Origin of the sequence: Stenotrophomonas terrae (assembly GCF_001431465.1) — a bacterium.
Taxonomy (GTDB): Bacteria; Pseudomonadota; Gammaproteobacteria; order Xanthomonadales; family Xanthomonadaceae; genus Stenotrophomonas; species Stenotrophomonas terrae.
In genome coordinates this window covers 99,485-118,611 of sequence record NZ_LDJJ01000033.1, presented here as the reverse complement: position 1 = coordinate 118,611, position 19,127 = coordinate 99,485, and the positions used below count along the sequence as shown (strand labels likewise).

Annotated in this window: 16 protein-coding genes; 5 read left to right on the top strand and 11 right to left on the bottom strand. The window is 65.0% G+C overall.

The window, feature by feature from the left end:
* Nucleotides 1–201: 201 nt before the first annotated feature.
* The 5 genes from mtnC to ABB27_RS10490 form a co-directional block, all read right to left on the bottom strand.
* Entirely contained in the window at nt 202–900 is a 699-nt protein-coding gene (gene mtnC, locus ABB27_RS10510; protein WP_057628655.1) for an acireductone synthase, read from the bottom strand.
* A gap of 166 nt (nt 901–1,066) precedes the next feature.
* Entirely contained in the window at nt 1,067–1,621 is a 555-nt protein-coding gene (locus ABB27_RS10505) for a 1,2-dihydroxy-3-keto-5-methylthiopentene dioxygenase (protein WP_057628654.1), read from the bottom strand.
* A gap of 25 nt (nt 1,622–1,646) precedes the next feature.
* On the bottom strand, nt 1,647–2,294 hold the full coding sequence (locus ABB27_RS10500) for a methylthioribulose 1-phosphate dehydratase (RefSeq protein WP_057628707.1): 648 nt from the start codon (nt 2,292–2,294) through the stop codon (nt 1,647–1,649).
* A gap of 296 nt (nt 2,295–2,590) precedes the next feature.
* Nucleotides 2,591–4,036, bottom strand: coding sequence for an amino acid permease (locus ABB27_RS10495; RefSeq protein ID WP_057628653.1), 1,446 nt, complete (start codon nt 4,034–4,036; stop codon nt 2,591–2,593).
* 78 nt (nt 4,037–4,114) lie between these two features.
* A complete protein-coding gene (locus ABB27_RS10490) occupies nt 4,115–5,590 on the bottom strand; it encodes an amino acid permease (protein WP_057628652.1) in 1,476 nt (491 codons plus the stop codon).
* A gap of 188 nt (nt 5,591–5,778) precedes the next feature.
* Between ABB27_RS10490 and ABB27_RS10485 the strand changes: the two genes are divergently transcribed.
* Nucleotides 5,779–6,324: an NUDIX hydrolase gene (locus ABB27_RS10485; protein WP_057628651.1), complete on the top strand. Its 546-nt coding sequence runs from the start codon at nt 5,779–5,781 to the stop codon at nt 6,322–6,324.
* 238 nt (nt 6,325–6,562) lie between these two features.
* Here the strand turns inward: ABB27_RS10485 and serA are convergent, their stop codons facing one another.
* Nucleotides 6,563–7,804, bottom strand: a complete 1,242-nt coding sequence (gene serA / locus ABB27_RS10480; RefSeq protein WP_057628650.1) for a phosphoglycerate dehydrogenase — start codon at nt 7,802–7,804, stop codon at nt 6,563–6,565.
* 203 nt (nt 7,805–8,007) lie between these two features.
* On the opposite strand from serA, the gene ABB27_RS10475 reads away from it, so the two are divergent.
* From ABB27_RS10475 to ABB27_RS10460, 4 genes are read left to right on the top strand one after another with little or no spacing between them, the layout of a single operon-like run.
* A complete protein-coding gene (locus tag ABB27_RS10475) occupies nt 8,008–9,396 on the top strand; it encodes an FAD-binding oxidoreductase (RefSeq protein ID WP_057628649.1) in 1,389 nt (462 codons plus the stop codon).
* A 52-nt stretch (nt 9,397–9,448) separates the two neighbouring features.
* Entirely contained in the window at nt 9,449–9,748 is a 300-nt protein-coding gene (locus ABB27_RS10470) for a DUF2388 domain-containing protein (RefSeq protein WP_057628648.1), read from the top strand.
* A complete protein-coding gene (locus ABB27_RS10465; RefSeq protein WP_057628647.1) occupies nt 9,748–11,616 on the top strand; it encodes a DUF7844 domain-containing protein in 1,869 nt (622 codons plus the stop codon). Before ABB27_RS10470 ends, ABB27_RS10465 begins: the two co-directional genes overlap by 1 nt.
* Nucleotides 11,613–12,740 (top strand): two-component system sensor histidine kinase NtrB, encoded by a 1,128-nt coding sequence (locus ABB27_RS10460; RefSeq protein ID WP_057628646.1) that lies wholly within the window; start codon nt 11,613–11,615, stop codon nt 12,738–12,740. Before ABB27_RS10465 ends, ABB27_RS10460 begins: the two co-directional genes overlap by 4 nt.
* A 399-nt stretch (nt 12,741–13,139) precedes the next feature.
* On the opposite strand, the gene yeiP is transcribed toward ABB27_RS10460, so the two are convergent.
* The 5 genes from yeiP to ABB27_RS10435 form a co-directional block, all read right to left on the bottom strand.
* The gene (gene yeiP / locus ABB27_RS10455) at nt 13,140–13,706 is read right to left on the bottom strand and encodes an elongation factor P-like protein YeiP (protein ID WP_057628645.1); all 567 of its coding nucleotides are present in this window, start codon (nt 13,704–13,706) and stop codon (nt 13,140–13,142) included.
* A 59-nt stretch (nt 13,707–13,765) separates the two neighbouring features.
* Entirely contained in the window at nt 13,766–14,536 is a 771-nt protein-coding gene (locus ABB27_RS10450; protein ID WP_057628644.1) for an SDR family NAD(P)-dependent oxidoreductase, read from the bottom strand.
* Between the two features lie 237 nt (nt 14,537–14,773).
* Entirely contained in the window at nt 14,774–17,326 is a 2,553-nt protein-coding gene (locus ABB27_RS10445) for a sensor domain-containing protein (protein WP_057628643.1), read from the bottom strand.
* Nucleotides 17,323–18,216 carry a hydroxymethylglutaryl-CoA lyase gene (locus tag ABB27_RS10440; RefSeq protein WP_057628642.1) on the bottom strand — a complete coding sequence of 298 codons (894 nt, stop codon included), beginning with the start codon at nt 18,214–18,216 and terminating at the stop codon, nt 17,323–17,325. The genes ABB27_RS10445 and ABB27_RS10440 overlap by 4 nt, the downstream gene beginning before the upstream one ends.
* 31 nt (nt 18,217–18,247) lie before the next feature.
* Nucleotides 18,248–19,036: an enoyl-CoA hydratase-related protein gene (locus tag ABB27_RS10435; RefSeq protein ID WP_057628641.1), complete on the bottom strand. Its 789-nt coding sequence runs from the start codon at nt 19,034–19,036 to the stop codon at nt 18,248–18,250.
* Nucleotides 19,037–19,127: the final 91 nt, after the last annotated feature.

The following is a 19,127-nucleotide window of genomic DNA, read 5'->3' as shown; positions in this document are numbered from 1 at the left end:
AAGCCTCCGTTGCTGGGTTGATCGGGCGCCAGGTGTCCTGGTGCGCGGCTCGATGATCCTGCGTTGCGAAGGCTTTACCGCTGGTGATGCCGATGTGGGTTTGGCGTGAAAGCAGCAGGTACTTTGCTGGCAGCCCGCCGCAGGCAGCAAAAACAAAAACGGCCCCATCAGGGGCCGTCTTGGTATGTGCGGGTGAGTCGATCAGAGCGTGATCTGATCAAAGCGCTCAACCCGGGTATGGCCGTGCGTGGCCTCGCGGGTGCGCGGCTGCGGGTAGTCGTTGAGACGGTCCAGCAGTACGGTCTGCAGGCCGGCTTCGCGGGCGGCATCCAGTTCTTCGACAATGTCGGACAGGAACAGGATCTCGCCCGGGGCGGTGTTGATGGCCTTGGCGATATGCGCATAGCTTGCAGCCTCACGCTTGCCGCCGACTTCAGTATCGAAGTTGCCGGAGAACAGGCCGTTGAGATCGCCCGCGTCGCTGAAACCAAAGAACAGCTTCTGCGCCGGCACCGAGCCGGACGAGTACACGTACAGCGGCAGGCCACGGGCGTGCCAGCCGCGCAGCACATCGGCGACTTCCGGGTACATATGCGCGGTGTAATCACCATTGCGGTAGCCGGTGTCCCAGATCATGCCCTGCAGCGCCTTGAGCGCGGTGTGCTTGCGGTCTTGGTCGATCCAGCCCTGCAGGGTTTCAACGATGACCTCGTCCTGGCAGGTGCTGGCGGCGATTTCGGTGGCCACTGCGTCCAGCCATTGGCGCACCTGCGGCTCGTGGCCGTGGGCCTGGACGAAGCCGGGCAGGGCATTACGGGCATACGGGAACAGCACTTCCTTGACGAAGGAGATGCTGGAGGTGGTGCCCTCGATGTCGGTGAGGATGGCGTTGATGGTCATGCGGGTTTTCCTGCACGGTGCGGTTATGGCACGGGTGCTTGGTTGGCGAGGGGCAGTGTGCAAGAGCTGGAAGCTGCCCTCACCCCAACCCCTCTCCCGCTGGCGGGAGAGGGGTTTAAGCAGAGCAGGGGCTCAAGCAGAGCGGGGGCTCCGGGCAAAAGGGGGCTCAGGCCGCGCTGGGTTGGTAGCGCGGGAAGCGCTGGGCGATGTCGGTGCCAGTGAAGTGCCCGACCCAGCCGTCCGGCTCGGTGAAGAAGCGGATGGCGGCGAAGCTGGGTTCCTCACCCATGTCGAACCAGTGTTTGACGCTGTCCGGTACGGCGATCAGGTCGTCCTTCACGCATTCCACTTCGTAGACCTTGTCGTTCACGTGCAGGGTGAACAGGCCGGAGCCGGCGACGAAGAAACGTACTTCGTCTTCCTTGTGGTAATGCTCGTCGAGGAACTTTTTGCGGATCTCGGCGCGTGCCGGGTTGTCCGGGGCGATCGAGGCCACGTCCACGCTCTTGAAGCCGTGCGCGGCGACCAGGCGGTCGATGTCTTCGCGGTAGGCAGCGAACACTTCGTCCTGGCTGGCGCCGGGCGTGACTGGGTGCTTGGCCTGCCAGCGTTCGAAGGTGACGCCGATCTTGTTCAATTCGGCAGCGATGACCTCGCCGTCGCGGCTGTCGAACAGCGGTGCGTCTGGGGCGGTTTCATTGAAAATGCGCAGTCGGCTCATGGGGGGACTCGACGTGGAAAGGGGATCAGGCGTTGCCGCGCAGGCGGCGCAGCTCCAGCTCACAATGCAGCAGGAACTCAAAGGCTTCCAGGTGGCGACGGGCTTCGGCCATGTCGCGGCCCCAGGCGTACAGGCCATGGCCATCGATGAGATAGCCCCACATCGGCCCCTTGTCGAGCTCGGCCTCGACTTGTGCGGCCAACACATCCATGTCCTGGGTATTGGGGAATACCTTCAGGTCCACGGCGGTCTCGTGGGTGGTGTTGCCGTGCAGGGCCTTGAGCAGCTCGTAGCCTTCCAGGCGGATATGACCGTCGCTGCCATACAGGCGCGAGGCAATGGTCTGCACCGGCGAGTGGGTATGCAGCACGCAACCGACTTCAGGGAAGCGGGCGTACAGCTGGGTGTGCAGCAGGGTTTCGGCTGACGGGCGCAGCGGACGGCCCACGGCTTTGCCATCGAAATCCACCACCATGATGTCGCTTTCGATCAGCCGCCCCTTGTCCTTGCCGGACACGGTGATGGCCGCGTGCCGGTCATCCAGGCGATGCGAAAAATTGCTGCTGGTGGCAGGTGTCCAGCCGGCGTGGGCCAGCTCGCGGATGTTGTCGATCAGCAGCTGGGCCAGTTCGCTCAGCCGCTGGGCGTCGTAGGGGACAGTAGGCGCGTTCATGGCGCCCATTCTACTAAGAACAGTTGCCGGTTCATGCATGCATCCGGATGGAACTGATACCTGTGCGGAATATGGGTGTCGGCAGGACGTAGGCGCGGGTGCAAGTGCAGCCGGGTAAGCCGTTGTAGCCCGGGTAAGCGTACGCGCACCCGGGAGCTTGGGACCAGGATGCGCGCCAAAGGCCCCGGGTGCGCATTCGCTTACCCGGGCTACAGGGCGAGGCGATTCGGCCGTCTATCTGCAAAAGAAAAGCCCGGGACCAGACCCGGGCTTCAAGTTGGCTTCTGGCCGCCGACTCAGCCGTTCTTGGCCTTGTTTTCCGCGTTCAGCTTGCTATGGCGCACGCCGTACAGGAAATAGATGATGAAGCCGGTAGCCGTCCAGACGCCCATCAGCATCCAGTTGTGCAGGGTCATCGCGGTCAGCAGGGCGATGCAGCTGAGCACGCCCAGGCTGCAGATCAACCAGGCCATTGGAATGCGGAACGGACGCGGCAGGTCGGGCTGCGTGCGGCGCAGTACCAGTACGCCGGCACAGACCGCGGCAAAGGCGATCAGCGTGCCCATCGAGGTCAGCTCGCCGAGGATGTCCAGCGGGAACAGCGCCGCCAGCAAGGCAATGCCGATACCGGTGATGACGGTATTGATGTGCGGCGTGCGGTACTTGGGGTGGATCTTGGTGAATACCGGCGGCAGCAGGCCGTCACGGCCCATGATCATGAAGATGCGCGGTTGCCCGATCACCATCACCAGCACCACCGAGGCCAGACCGATCAAGGCGCCGATCTCGACGATGATGCGCAGCCAATCCAGCTGCGGGTGGGCTGCCACGGCGGTGACAACCGGCTCGGCCGTGCCCAGCAACTGGTAAGGCACCAGCCCGGTCATCACCGCCGCCATGGCGATGTACAGGACCGTGCAGATCACCAGCGAGAGCAGCATGCCGATCGGCAGGTCGCGCTGCGGGCGATGCGATTCCTGCGCCGCAACCGATACCGCCTCAAAGCCGATATAGGCGAAGAACACCATTGCCGCACCACGCAGCACGCCCTCGAAGCCGTACTTGCCCGGGCCTTCGTTGGCGGGGATGAACGGGGTCCAGTTACTGGTGTCCACGTATTTCCAGCCGGCAATGATCACCAGGATGATCAGGCCGGTCTTGAGCACGACCATGGCCATGTTCATCGCCGAGGACTTGCTGATGCCCACGTAACACAGCCAGGTCAGCAGCAGCACCAGGATCGCGGCCGGCAGGTTGGCAATCGCCCCGGTGGGCTTGAGCTGTGCGTCCAGCGGCGCGTTGACCAGTGCGGCGGGCAGATGGATGTCGAAGTGGTTCAGGAAACTCAGAAAGTAGCCGGTCCAGCTGACCGCCACCGCAGACGCCGAGACGCCATATTCCAGCACCAGCATCCAGCCGATGAACCAGGCCGAGAGCTCACCGAAGGTGGCGTAGGTATAGGTGTAGGCGCTGCCGGAGACCGGCACCATCGAGGCGAATTCGGCATAGGCCAGTGCACAGAAGGCGCAGCAGATGGCTGCCAGCACGAAGGACAGCATGATCGCCGGGCCTGCGTGGTTGGCTGCGGCCTGGCCGGTGATGACGAAGATGCCGCCGCCGATGACCGCACCAATACCCAGTGCGGTCAGCCCCCACGGGCCGAGGGTGCGCCGCAGGCTCAAACCATTGGCCTCCTGGTGCGCGGCGTGCGGGTGTTTGGTGGCCCAGAGTTGCTTGAACATGTTTCGGGTCTTCGCTCGTCGGTGCGCGGCGGGCGCGCAAAAGAAAACCGGCGCGCGGGGCGCCGGTCGAGGTGTTGCTCAGGCGCTCTTGTTGAGCTTGCTGTTGCGGATGCCGTAGCCGAAATAGATGAACAGGCCCAGCACGGTCCAGCCGACGAACAGGTGCCAATGCACGACGAAGGCCTGCATGAACAGCGCCAGGCAGGCCAGCGCGCCCAGCGGACAGATCAGCCACGCGGCCGGCACCTTGAACGGGCGCACGATGTCCGGCTTGGTCCGGCGCAGCACCAGCACGCCGATGCAGACGGTGGCAAAGGCCAGCAGGGTGCCCATCGACACCAGCTCACCGAGCACGTTCAGCGGCACCAGACCGGCCAGGGCGGCGGCCAATACGCCGACTACGATGGTGCTGACATAAGGGGTGCGGAAGCGCGGGTGCACCTTGCCGAAGATCTTCGGCAGCAGGCCATCGCGCGAGATCGTATAGGCGATGCGCGACTGGCCCATCATCATCACCAGCACCACCGAGGACAGGCCGGCAATGGCGCCGATCTCGACCGCGGTCTTGAGCCAGGACAGGCTGGGATAGGCTTCCAGCGCGGTGGCCACCGGCTTGTCGGTACCCAGCAGGTTGTACGGCAGCATGCCGGTCAACACCGCACAGACGATGATGTAAACGAGGGTACAGACAGCCAGCGAACCGAGCAGGCCGATCGGCATGTTCTTCTGCGGGTCCTTGGTCTCGCCGGCGGCGGTGGAGACCGCATCGAAGCCGATATAGGCGAAGAACACGATGGTGGCAGCGCGGAACACGCCGCTCCAGCCGAACTCGCCGAACGTGCCGGTGTTCTGCGGGATGAACGGGTGCCAGTTGGCCGGGTCGATGTACTGGATGCCGAAGCCGACGAACAGGCAGATCACGGTGATCTTGATCGCCACGATCACGGCGTTGACCATGGTGGACTGGGTCACGCCGACATACAGCAGGCCGGTGATGGCGGCCACGATCAGCACCGCTGGCAGGTTGAACAGCTTGCCGGAATTGACGAACTCGCTGCCTGTCCAGGCCAGCGGTGCCGCCGACAAGGCGTCCGGGAAGGGCATGTGCAGCGTGGTGGTGATGAAGCTGATCAGGTAGGCCGACCAGCCAACCGCGACCGAAGCCGAGGCGAACAGGTATTCCAGTACCAGGCACCAGCCGATGAACCAGGCCATGCCTTCGCCCAGGGTGGCGTAGGAATAGGAGTAGGCGCTGCCGGAGACCGGCATCATTGCCGCGAACTCGGCGTAACACAGGCCGGCCAGGGCGCAGGCGATGCCGGCAAGGACGAAGGACAGCATCACTGCAGGACCGGCATGGTTGGCTGCGGCCTGTCCGGTCAGGACGAAGATGCCGGCGCCGATGACTGCGCCGATGCCCAGCAGGATCAGGTGCTTGGCGGTGAGGGTGCGTTTGAGTGTGGCTTCACCTTGCAGGCTGCCTTCGACAGGCTCACCTGCATCGACATGTGCGGCCGGTTCGACCGGCTTGACCCTCAACAGTGCTTTAAGCATTCCGCAAATTCCCGAGCTGTGTGTTGGCCCGAACGCGCTGGCGCGACGGGGCCGGTTGTATGGCGACGCAAGCTGAACGGTCGGCAACCACTCTACCTTGCCAAAGGTAGCGAAACTCGACAAGCGCAACTGCAACATCGACAGCGATAATGGCCGCCAGCTAGAAAGAATGGGATGTGCTTACAGTCATGCTTGCAGAAGATCTACAGTTGCGTCGGGCTTTTGAGGACTATTCCCAGCGGCACCCGGAACATGGAGAGGTGGCGCAGGCCTTCCTGGCCCTGCTTGACGAGGATGGGGTGGATCCGTTCACCCGGCAGCGCCTGACCGGCCATTTCACCGGCAGCGCCTGGCTGGTCAGTTGTGACGGTCAGCGCGCGCTGCTCACCCACCATCGCAAGCTGCAGCGTTGGCTGCAGCTGGGCGGGCATGCAGATGGCGACCACGACCTGGCGGCGGTGGCGCTGCGCGAGGCCGAGGAGGAATCGGGATTGCCGGGGCTGAGGCTGGCGTCGGCAGACATCTTCGACCTGGACCGTCACTGGATCCCCGAGCGCAAGGAGGTGCCAGGCCATTGGCACTATGACGTGCGTTATGTGGTCGTGGCTGGCGACAACGAAGCGTTTGTGGTCAGCGAGGAATCACTGGAGTTGGCCTGGCGGCCGGTAGCTGAGATCGCCGCCGACCAGGATGAGTCCATGCGGCGCATGGCAAACCGCTGGCTGCAGAGATAGATGCGACGCGCAGCGATATTGCTGGCAAGACACATTAGATTGCCGGGAAAGCAGATGGGTAGAGCCGAGCCGTGCTCGGCTGAGGCGTTACCGGGAAAGCTCCAGCCGAGCATGGCTCGGCACTACAGCTCCCTCCCTTTTGCGTAGCGAAGGGGAGGGTTGGGGAGGGGTTGCCTTTGCCGCTGTGACGTCGCTGGGAAAGCCTCTGCCGAGCATGGCTCGGCACTACGGAGGCGGGTCAGTACAGGATGCGGGTGCGCAGGGTGCCCTGGATGGCGGCCAGTTCTTCGCGGATGGCTGCGGCCTGTTCCTCGGTGGCACTGATGTCGATCACCACGTAGCCGACCTTGGGGTCGGTGCGTAGGAACTGGCCATCGATGTTGAGGTTGTGGCGCGAGAAGATCTCGTTGATCTTGGACAGCACGCCCGGCACGTTGCGGTGGATGTGCAGCAAGCGCAGGCTCTGCTCATGCTCGGGCAGGGTCACTTCGGGGAAGTTGACTGCCGACAGGGTCGAGCCGTTGTCGCTGTAGCGCACAAGCTTGGCCGCCACTTCCACGCCGATGTTCTCCTGCGCTTCCAGCGTGGAACCGCCGACATGCGGGGTCAGGATCACGTTGTCATGCGCGGTCAATGGCGATTCGAACAGGTCGCCATTTCCCTTCGGCTCGACCGGGAACACGTCCACCGCAGCGCCGCCAAGATGGCCAGAGCCCAGTGCTGCATCCAGCGCGGCGATATCGACCACGGTGCCGCGCGCTGCATTGATCAGGTGCGCGCCCTTTTTCATCTTGCCCAGCTGCTCGGCGCCGATCATCCACTGGGTGGAGCCGTTTTCCGGTACGTGCAGGGTGACCACGTCCGAGCGTGCCAGCAGGTCATCCAGGCTGATTGCCGGGTGTGCGTTGCCCAGCGATAGCTTGGTTTCGATGTCATGGAAGATCACGTGCATGCCCAGCGCCTCGGCAAGCACGCCGACCTGGGTGCCGATATGGCCATAGCCGATGATGCCCAGGGTCTTGCCGCGCACTTCGTGGCTGCCGGCAGCCGACTTGGACCAGCCGCCGCGGTGGCATTCGGCGTTCTTCTGCGGAATGCCGCGGGTCAGCATGATCGCCTCGGCAATCACCAGCTCGGCGACCGAGCGGGTGTTGGAGTAGGGCGCGTTGAATACCGGAATACCGGCCAGCTCGGCCGCTTCCAGGTCCACCTGGTTGGTGCCGATGCAGAAGCAGCCGACCGCGATCAGCCGCTTGGCGTGGGCCAGTACTTCGGCGCTGAGATGGGTGCGCGAGCGGATGCCGACGATGTGGGCTTCGGCGATGCGCGCCTTCAGTTCGTCCTCGGGCAGCGACTTGCTGTACAGCTCGATCTGCGAGTAACCGGCCGCCTTGAAGACGTCCACGGCGGTCTGGCTGACCCCCTCAAGCAACAAAACGCGGATGTCCTGCTTCGGGAACGAGGTCTTCTTGGGCGACATGTCGTGAACGGCGGCGAAGGTGGGTAGGCCGCCAACTATGCCAGAAGCAGCACGGCTTTTGTGCGCTGCGCAACGCGGCAAAGCCTTGATGACAAAAGGTTTCAGATGAAATCCAGATTGGCGGCGAGGTGCTGGCTGGGTGACTGGACGGCACGCGATGGGGCTGTCACGCTTGGCGGCTTTCACGTCGCCGAAACACCGTCATGACCGATCCGCGCCTGGAATCCCTGCTGCAGTCCTGCCCCGACCTGCGTTTGAAGACCGACGCCGGTGACCTGGAACACTACGGGCGCGATTGGACCCGGCGTTGGGCGCCGGCACCCTTGGCCATTGCCTTGCCGGGCAGCGTCGAAGAGGTGCAGGCGGTGGTTCGCTGGGCCAATGCGCACAAGGTGGCGGTAGTGCCGTCCGGTGGCCGTACCGGCCTTTCCGGTGGCGCGGTCGCCGCCAACGGCGAACTGGTGCTCAGCCTGGAGCGCATGAACAAGCCGCTGGGGTTTGATGCGGTCGACCGCACCCTGGTGGTGCAGGCCGGCATGCCATTGGAAGCGGTGCACAACACCGCCAAGGAGCATGGGCTGATCTATCCGGTGGACTTCGCCGCGCGGGGTTCCTGTTCGATCGGCGGCAACATCGCCACCAATGCTGGCGGCATCCGGGTGATCCGTTACGGCAATACCCGCGAATGGATTGCCGGGCTCAAGGTCGTTGCCGGCAATGGCGAGCTGTTGGAGCTCAACAAGGGCTTGATCAAGAACTCCAGCGGCTACGATTTCCGCCAGCTGATGATCGGCTCGGAAGGCACCCTGGGCATCGTGGTCGAGGCTACGTTGAAGCTCACCGATCCACCGCCGAGCACCAATGTGATGGTGCTCGCGCTGCCGTCCTTCGAAGTGCTGATGCAGGTGTTCTCGGCGTTCCGCGAGCGCCTGCAGCTGGAAGCCTTTGAATTTTTCACCGATCTGGCGGTCAAGCACGTCACCGCGCATGGCGCGCAGTATCCGTTCGAGCAGATCCACCCCTACTACGTGGTAACCGAATACGCCTCGGCCGATGAAGCTGGCGAAGCGGCCGCGCTGGCGGCGTTCGAATACTGCATGGAGCAGGGCTGGGTGCTGGATGGCGTGATCAGCACCAGCGAAGCCCAGGCCCAGCAACTATGGCGCCTGCGCGAGGGCATCACCGAATCGGTGGCGCGCTACAAGCCGTACAAGAACGACGTGTCGGTGCGCATTTCGGCAATGCCGGCCTTCCTGGCCGAAACCCAGGCGCTGATCAGCGGTGCCTATCCGCACTTCGAGGTGGTCTGGTTTGGCCATATCGGCGACGGCAATCTGCATATCAATGTGCTCAAGCCCGACGACACCAGCGATGCGGAGTTCCTCGGTCAATGCGAGCATGTGACCAAGCTGCTGGCGCAGGTGCTGCAGCGGTTTGACGGCAGTATTTCGGCTGAGCACGGCATCGGTCTGGTCAAGAAAGCCTATCTGGCCAGCACCCGCAGTGACGCCGAAGTGGCGTTGATGCGCGGGGTCAAGCGCGTGTTCGATCCCAATGGCCTGATGAACCCGGGCAAGGTGTTCGACCTGTAAGCCGAACACCGCTACTCTTTGCATCCTTAATTGTCCCGATGTTGACCTGCCGATGATCCGTTCGATCCTGTTCTGCGCATTGATTGCCCTGCCGATGTCGGCACTCGCCTCCAGTTTCGCAGGCACCTCGGCCGGCTCCGCCTCGGGCGCATCGTCCAATTCCTCGGGCAGCTCCTCGGGCGACGACAAGGTATTGCTGGATGCACGTGAAGACGCCGCCGGCTTTGTCGCCAGCAATGGCGCCATCCGTGGTGCCTGGCTGGAAGCGGCCTTGATCCAGCTGCGTGAGCGTGACGTCGCTGCGCGTGATGCCAGCGACATGGCCCTGGCCCGGAAGATCCTGGCGCTGTGATGCGTCGGCGCCGGCTGCCGCCTGCGCGGTGGCTGGCGCTGCTGGTACTGCTGGGCGTCATCGCTCCGCTGCAGGCGGCCTTGCGCGTCCAGGTGCAGGCACATACGCCGGCGCTGGATGTGGCGCAGCTGCAGGCCAGCCAGCAGTTGATTGAAGACGTGCTGGCGCGCATGCCTGCGGCCATCGTGGGTAGCTCCGCACAGACGCTGCAGCTGCGCTGGCGCGACGACCTGCCCGAGCATGTGCAGGGCAGGGCGCGGGGTAGCGAGCTTGGCCTGGACCGGCGCCTGCTTACACCTTTGCTTGCTGCCGACCCGGCCGAGCCGGCATGGCAGGCGGCCCGCGCGGCGCTGATCCATGAGCTGGCGCACGCATTGGACCGCTCGTCCGTGGGTGGTTGGTCAGCGCAGGCGCGATTCCTGGATCTGGCCGGTTGGCAGCGGCGGCCGCTATGGCCCGGTCGCGGGCACAACAACTTCAGCCTGCGCAGTCCTGATCGCTATGAACTGGACAGCCCGGCGGAGTTCTTCGCGGTGAACCTCGAGCACTATCTGCTGGATCCGGACTACGCGTGCCGGCGGCCGCTGCTGCACGCGTGGTTCGCACAGAATCTGGGCGCGCCCGCGCTGTTGGGTGCCGCGCAATGCCCACCAGCCCTGCCTTTCATGCAGGCCGGTGAGCAGGAGGGTCTGGCCGAACTGCTGGCGCTGGATCCGGCGCGGGTCTACCAGGTCGATTACCTGCTGGCCGAAGGCAACGAGAAGCTGATGAGCCGTTGGGGCCACAGCATGCTGCGGCTGGTGATCTGCGCCCCCGGCCGTGCGCCCGGGCCGGCCTGCCGGATGGACCTGCGCCATCACCTGGTGCTGTCGTTCCGGGCCTTTGTCGGTGATGTGCAGATATCCAGCTGGCGCGGGCTGACCGGCGCCTATCCCTCGCGCCTGTTCGTATTGCCGCTGAGCCAGGTGGTCGAGGAATACACCAAGGTCGAGTTGCGCGGGGTCTCTTCCACGCCGCTGCGGCTGCAGCGCGAGGAAATGGCAGGCCTGCTGCAGCAGGCGGCACGCCTGCACTGGGACTATGACGGGCGCTATTACTTCATCAGCAACAACTGTGCGGTGGAAACCGGCAAGCTGATCGGCGATGGCGCACCGCGGCTGGGTGCGGCGCAGCTGTTGTCGATCACCCCGACCGGCTTGCTGCAGACGCTGCGTGCCAAGGCGCTGGCCGAGCCGCCGCGCGAGCGCGCCGCCGCCGTGCGCGGCGGCTATTACTTCGAATCGGCTGCCGAGCACTACCGGCTGGTATTCGAGGTCGCGCGCACCGCCTTGCCGTTGCCGGCCGACAGCGTAAGCCAATGGTTTGCCCTGCCACCTACACAGCGCAGGGTCTGGATGCAGCAGGCCGACGAGCAGGTGCTGGCGGCGATGTTGCTGCTGGAACAGGCCGCGCGGCGGCAGGCCGAGGTGGCGGCCGGCGATGTGCTCAAGCGCAAGCTGCTGGCAGCGGGCAAGGCCTTGCCTGAACTGGACGATTTCCACGCGCTGATGGAGCGCGCAGCGGGCTTGCTGGCCCCCGGCAGTCTGTTGGCCGGCAGCCCGGGCTATGGCATCCCCAATGCGGATGAGCAGGCCCGGCTGCGGGCCGATACCGCTGCCGGCGCCGGCCCGGCGCAGCAGCAATGGCAGGCCTTGCGCGCTGCGGCGTTGGCGGCCCTGCCGCCGACCCAGCGCGACAACCTGACCGCCATTGAAGCCAACCTGCTGTACCTGCGGGAACGTCTGCGTTTAGGCTACGGTACGCAGCCAGGGGAGGCGGTAACGCTGGAACACCGGCGGTTGGTTCAGTTTTCGGGAGAGCAGGGTTGAGCAGTACAGAACAGGAACAGACGGCCGACGTGGCGGCATTGGCCGAAGATGTATTGAAGCTGCACTGCTGCGCCATCCTCCAGCTTGACTCCGACGGTCGCGTGCTCGGCGGCAATGCGGGCGTTGCAGCGGTGCTCGGCTATACGATTGAAGAGATCCGCGGGCAACCGTTCTCGCTGTTGTTCAGCGCCGCCGATGCCCAGCGCGGGGTTGCCGAGCAGGCAGTGGCGCGGACCCTGGAGCAGGGCATCGAGCAGCTCAGCCTGGCGATGGTACGCAGCGATGGTGTCCGCTTCCGCGCCTCGGCGATGCTGGAGCGGGTGTTCGACCCGGCGGGTTCACGCGTGCTGGTTCTCATCCGTGACATCACCGAGATATTCCAGACCCAGAAGCGTGTCCGCGAGGCGCAGGAAATCGCCCTGCGTGCGCAGCGTCTTGATGCGGTTGGCAAGCTCACCCTGGGCTTGTCGCATGACTTCAACAATCTGCTGTCGGTGATCGGCAACAGCCTGGACATGCTGTCGTTGCGGCGTTCGGGCGACGAAAGCGTGCGTCGAATCCTGGATATCGCCCACCGTGCGGTGGAGCGTGGCACCCAGTTGACGCGGCAGATGCTGGCCTTCGGGCGCGGGCAGACGCTGGTCCCGCAGCTGAGCCGGGTCGACGACCTGCTCACCGCCTCGCTGGAGCTGTATCGGCGCGTCTGCGGCGAGACCATCGAGCTGGAGATTGAGTTGGCGGCGGACCTGCCGCCGATTTCGGTGGATGTGGGTCAGCTGGAGGCAGCGCTGTTGAACCTGCTGAGCAATAGCCGCGATGCCATGCACGGTGTCGGCAAGGTGCTGGTGTGCGCGCGGCTGGAAACCATCATCGTGCCCTCGGGCGGCGGCGAGCGCGGCCCCTTCGTCAGCATCTGTGTGGGCGATAGCGGGCCGGGCATCCAGGCGGAGATCCAGGAAAGCGTGTTCGAGCCGTTCTTCACTACCAAGAGCGTGGGCGATGGCAGCGGCCTGGGTTTGAGCCAGGTCTATGGGTTCGCGGCACAGTCCGGTGGCACCGCGATGATCGGCACCTCACCGCTGGGTGGGGCCGCGGTATCGCTGTATTTCCCGGTAGCGGCCTGAAAGCAGGTCTGCTGGCCTGCAGCTTGTAGGAGCGGCGTAAGCCGCGAAGCAGGCGATGTTTCAGGCCATCTGGCGGCTGAAATCGGTAGGTGACAGGTCGGGGGCGAACAGCCGGCCAAGGTAGCCCTGGTAAGCGCAGCGCACCCGGGGGACGAGGGTAGTGGAGGACTTGACGTTGTATGCCGAGAGCCCCGGGTGGGCTTCGCTTGCCCGGGCTACACGGCAGGCAATGTTTCAGGTTCTGAAAGTCTTCAGCCGTTTCAGTTGGCCAGCTTCGCGGCTTACGCCGCTCCTACAGGGGCTGAAACATTTTCAGCTTCGCGGCTTATGCCGCTCCCACAACTTCAATTCCCACAACTTCAACAGCCCCCTCCCGCTTGCGTGGGAGGGGGTGATTGATCAGTCGGCGCGGCCGCCGAACTCACCAGTGGTGGTGTTCACCAGGATGCGTTCGCCGTTGACGATGTACTCCGGCACCATGATTTCCAGGCCGGTGCTGAGCTTGGCCGGCTTCGGTCGCTTGGTGGCGGTGCCGCCCTTCAGTTCCGGCGGGGTCTCCACCACTTCCAGGGTGACGTGCTGTGGCAGCTGGATGGCGACCGGCTGGTCGTCGATCACCTGCACGAAGATGCCGCTCAGGCCTTCGGTGATATAGCCGGCGTCATCGCCGATCACGTCCGCGTCCAGCGTATACGGGGTGTAGTCCTCGTCATCCATGAACACGAAGGCGTCGCCATCCATGTAGGAGAAGGTGGACTGCCGGCGCAGCAGCTCGACTTCGGGCAGGTTGTCATCGGCATCGAAGCTGGCATCGAGCTTGTTGCCGCCCGGCACGCTGTACATGATGAAGCGGAAGCGGACGTTGCCGCCGCGGCCCTGCGGTGAGCTGCGCTCAATGTCGCGGATCTGATACACGCCGTTGTTGTACTCGACGACGTTGCCTTTCTTGATGTCGTTGGCTTTCATGCTTGGAAAGTCTATTGGGGTAAACGGAGGCGGGCGCCGTGTGGGCGCCCGCGGATGGGTCACTTCGGTGCCAGACGCACGGCACCGTCGAGGCGAATAGTCTCACCGTTGAGGTAGGTATTGCCAATGATGTGACCGACCAGGCTGGCGAAATCGGCCGGCTGGCCCAGGCGCGACGGGAACGGGATGGACGCGGCCAGCGATTCCTGCACGTTCTGCGGCATGCCATCGACCATCGGCGTCCAGAACACGCCCGGGGCGATGGTCAGCACGCGGATGCCGAAGCGCGACAGCTCGCGCGCCATCGGCAGGGTCATGCCGACCACGCCGCCCTTGGAGGCGGAGTAGGCGGCCTGGCCGATCTGGCCTTCATAGGCAGCCACCGAGGCGGTGTTGATGATCACGCCGCGTTCGCCGTCGGCATTGGCCTCGTTGTGCTGCATCAGCTCGGCGCCGGCCTTGGCGACGTTGAAGCTGCCGACCAGGTTGACCATCACCGTGCTCTGGAAGTTGGCCAGCGGCATGGCCGCCTCACGGCCGAGCACGCGACCGGCGCCGAGGATGCCGGCGCAGTTCATCACCACGTTCAGGCCACCCAGGAATTCCTTGGCGGCGGCCAGGTTGGCGGCAACGCCGGCTTCATCGGTGACATTGGTGGTGAAGTAGCGGGCATTGTCGGCGCCCAGCTCGGCGACCGCTGCGGCGCCCTTTTCATCGTTGAGGTCGAACAGGGCGACCTTGCCACCATTGGCGACCAGGAACTGAGCGACGCCAAGGCCAAGGCCGGAGACGCCGCCGGTGATGACGGCACGAACGGAAGACAGCTGCATTGGAACAATCCTGCTGAGTGAGCCACCGATTCTAGCCGATGCCGATCGGCGCCAAGTTGGCGTGATCAGACCTGTGAGGCGGCAGGCCGGGACAGGGTGTCCGGTGCGCCAAGGCAGCCCGGGTAAGCGCAGCGCACCCGGGGAATTCGGGTATTCGAGGAATTGGCGTTTCTTGCCGAGAGCCCCGGGTGCGCTGCGCTTACCCGGGCTACACGGCACGTGGCCCGTCAGGCCCGCTCAGGTCATCTGCCGGCTGAAATCGGTAGGTGACAGGCCGGGGGCGAACAGGAAGCCTTGGCCAACCGGCACACCCAGCCCGAGCAGGAACTGCCGTTGCGCCTCCGACTCGATGCCCTCGGCAACCAGGCCCAGCCCAAGGCTGCGGGCGATGCCGCAGACCGCTTCGCAGACCGCCACATCGGAGGGGTTGTCGGGCACCCCGCTGATGAACAGCTGGCTGAGTTTGAGGCCGTGGATGGGCAGGGTGCGCAGGTAGTTGAGGGCGCTGTAACCCTCGCCGAAGTCGTCGATGGTCAGCACCACGCCCATGGCGCGCAGCTCGGCAAAGGTGCGCAGGGTGGCGGGGGCGTCCTCGATCAGGACCCGCTCGGTGAACTCCAGCTCCAGCGCGCTGCCCGGCAGCCCGTAATGGTCCAGCACCTCGCGTACCTGCCGGGCCAGACGGTCGCCGCTGAACTGGCGGTAGGAGACGTTGATCGCCACCCGCATCATGCCCAGGCCTTCGTTGTGCCATTGGCGGATCTGCCGGCAGGCCTGGTGCAGTACCCATTCGCCGATCCGCACGATGTCGCCGGTGTTCTCGGCATGACTGATGAAGATGTCCGGGCGCAGCTCGCCGAGCTGGCGATTGCGCCAGCGGATCAGGGCCTCGCAGGCGATGATCTGGCCGCTGCGCAGGTCCACCTGCGGCTGGTAGACCAGGCGGAACTCGTCGCGGTCCAGCGCCTTGCGCAGGCGCCGTTCAATCTGCAGGCGGTCACGCTGGCGCCGGGCCAGCTCCGGTGAGAACAGCTGCCAGCCATTGCGGTCGCGGCGCTTGCATTCGTACATGGCCAGATCGGCGTTCTGGATCAGCTGCTGCGGGCGCAGGCCATCCTGCGGCGCGCGGGCAATACCAATACTGGTGGTGACCGGGAACTCGTCCTTGCCGAACTGGAACGGCGGGATGAAGGCGCGGGTGATGGCTTCGGCCAGTTGTTCCGGGCGCCCGGGCAGGTCGCGCGCATCGCAGGTAACCACGAACTCATCGCCACCAAAACGCGCCAGCAGGCCTTCGGTGCCAATGGCATCGGCGATGCGGCGGGTGGCTTCGATCAGCAGCAGGTCGCCGGCGTTGTGGCCCAGTACGTCATTGACGGTCTTGAACCGGTCCAGGTCGATGTACAGCACTGCCACCCCGGCGTGGGAGGGATTGCTGAGCCGGGCTTCCAGGTCGGTGAGCGCAGCATCGCGGTTCATGATGCCGGTCAGTGGATCGGTACGGGCCTGGTTCTTGAGGGTCTGCTCGGCATGCTTGGGCTCAGTGATGTCCTGCAGGGTGCCGGCGATGCGGGTGGAGGCCAGGTCGCCAAGCTCGACCTCGCCGATCATCCGTATCCAGAAGCTGTGGCCGCTGGCGCGCTGGCCCTGCAGTTCCAGTTCGAAGCCGGTGCGCTGTTCGACCACGTGTTCCATGGCCTCGCGCAGTTGCTGCCGGGACAGGCTGTTCAAGCAGGCCAGCAGCTGCTCCAGGTCGATGGGCGGCAACTGCTGACCAAGGATGCGTTGGGCTTCACCGGTGAGGTACAGGTGCTGCTGGCCACGGTCCCATTCCCAGCCGCCGATATGCGCCAGCGACTGCGCGCGGTCGAACAGGGCGTGGTCGCGCTTGAGTTCGGTGATGTCACTGAACAATGAAAATACGTGGTCGGGCAGGTCGCAGCCGGCCGAGAACACCGGCACGGTGGTGATCGAGATCCAGATCATGCGGCCGTTTGGCCGGTGATACAGGCCGATGATGGTGCTGGGGATGGACTTGCCTTCGGCAAATGCGCGGGTCACCGGCCATTGCTCGGGCCGCAGCCGGCGCCCATGTTCGTCGACGCTGATCCATTCGTCGCCATGCAGCGGCACCCTGGCCGGCGCGGCACTGCCCAGATTGAAGATGCGGTGCGCTGCCGGATTGGCAGAGATGATGCCGAGGTGGCGGTCGAACAGCATCACCCCCTTGTCGATGGATTCCAGCAGCAGGCGGTAGCGGGTTTCGGCCTGCCAGCGCCGGCTCAGGTCGCGGGCGACCGCAACGATGCAATGCTCGCCATCATGTTCGAACGCGGCCGAGTGCACTTCCACCGGGAAGCGATTGCCGTTGCCGCGCATGTTGGTGACTTCCACCACATAGGTCTCGCCGCGGTTGAGGGTTTCCCATACTGGTTCGAGGTGATCGGCAGGCAGGTCGGGGTTGAGCAGCTCGATCGGCTGGCCAACGATCTCTTCGCGGGTGCGGCCATAGGCGCGTACGCCAGCGCTGTTTACGTCCAGCACCACCCCGGTTGCACTGAGGATGCTGACCGGGTCGGGCACCGCATCGAACAGCGCGGCATAGCGCCGTTGTGCTGCCCGCCGCTCGGCCATGGCCTCGGCCAGGGCGTCGCGGGCGGCCAGCAGGGCTTGTTGCAGGTTAAGAGGTAACGGTTGCTGCAGGGCCTGTTCCAAACCAGCCAGCGCGTCGACATGCGCGGCGCGGTGAGCGCCGTCGTCAGGGACTACATGCTGGCCGGATACGGTCATGACACTGTCAACGCCTTTCCTGTCTTGCTGCCTGTCTGCCGGCCCAGTCGTTCTGCGAGCCAGTTCCCTGTAGCGGCCAGCGCCGGCAGGTCCACGCCGGTGCTCATCCCCATGCCGTGCAACATGTACACCACGTCTTCGCTGGCGACATTACCACTTGCACCGCGCGCATAGGGGCAGCCGCCGGTACCGGCCACCGCGGCGTCGACCACCCGCACCCCTTCATCCAGGCAGGTGGCGATATTGGCCAGCGCCTGGCCATAGGTATCGTGGAAATGCACCGCCAATGCGGCCATCGGGACCTCGGCGGCCACCGCCTGCAGCATCGCCCGGGCCTTGTGCGGGGTGCCCACGCCAATGGTGTCGCCCAGTGATATCTCGTAACAGCCCATGGCATGCAGGCGGGTCGCCACGCGTACAACGTCGGCCAGCGGCACCTCGCCCTGGTAGGGGCAGCCCAACACGGTGGACACGTAACCCCGCACCCGCACGCCGTCCCGGTTTGCGCGGGCCAGGATGGGTTCGAAGCGCTGCAGCGATTCGTCGATGCCAGCATTGGTATTGGTGCGGTTGAACTGCTCGGAGGCGGCAGTGAATACCGCCACCTCGGTGGCGCCCACGGCCAAGGCGCGTTCATAGCCCTGCTCGTTGGGTACCAGTACCGGGTAGCTCACCCCCGGCTTCTTGTGGATGCCGGCAAATACCTCGGCGGCGTCAGCCAGCTGTGGCACCCACTTGGGGCTGACGAAGCTGGTGGCCTCGATGCTGCGCAGGCCGGTGGCCGACAGCCGGTCGATCAGCTCGATCTTGTCGGCGGTGGCGATCAGCTGTTTTTCATTCTGCAGGCCATCACGCGGGCCTACTTCGACGATGCGGACGAAATCGTTCATTGGAGCGGTCTTTGGCGGGGGAGGGGGTGGATCAGTGCGCGGCCCAGCGGGGGGCGCGCTTCTCAAGGAAGGCGGACAGGCCTTCGCGGCCTTCATCGGAGGCGCGCAGGGCGGCAATCAAGCCGGCATTGGCGCGGTCCAGGCCGTCGCGGTCACCGATGGCGGCATGTACTTCGCGTACCAGCACCTTGGCCGATGCGCTGGCTACCGGGCCGGCCTTGCCCAGCAGTTTGAGTTGGGCCTGCACGGCGGCATCCAGTGCGTCGGCAGCCACCACCTGATGGACCAGCCCGATCTGCTGGGCGGTGGCGGCATCGAAATGTTCGCCGGTAGCGAACCAGCGGCGTGCCTGGCGTGGGCCGATCGCGGCAATCACATAGGGGGAGATCACCGCCGGCAGCAGGCCCAGCCGGCTTTCGGTCAGGCCGAAGCGGGCCTCCTCGGCGGCAATGGCGATATCACAACAGGCCACCAGGCCGACGCCACCGCCAAAGCTGGCGCCGTGGACGCGGGCGATGGTCGGTTTGGGCAGTTCGTCCAGGGTGCGCATCAGTCGCGCCAAGGCCAGCGAGTCGATACGGTTCTCTTCCTGGCTGGCGCTGGCCATGGCGCGCATCCACTGCAGGTCGGCGCCGGCCGAGAACGAGGGGCCGGTACCGGCCAGTACCACCGCCCGTACCGCCGGGTCTGCGCCGAGGGAAGCAAGGGTTTCAGTCAACGCGCCGATCAAGGCGGCGTCGAAAGCGTTGTGCAGGTCCGGCCGGTTCATCGAAAGGGTCGCTACCGCGCCCTGGTGCTGCACGAGCAGTGCATCGCTCATAGGTAATGCCTGTTTTAACGGAAATCCGACGAATCATAGCGGTGCACGGGTGGGACGCCATGACGCAGCGCGGCGATGCTACAATCGATAA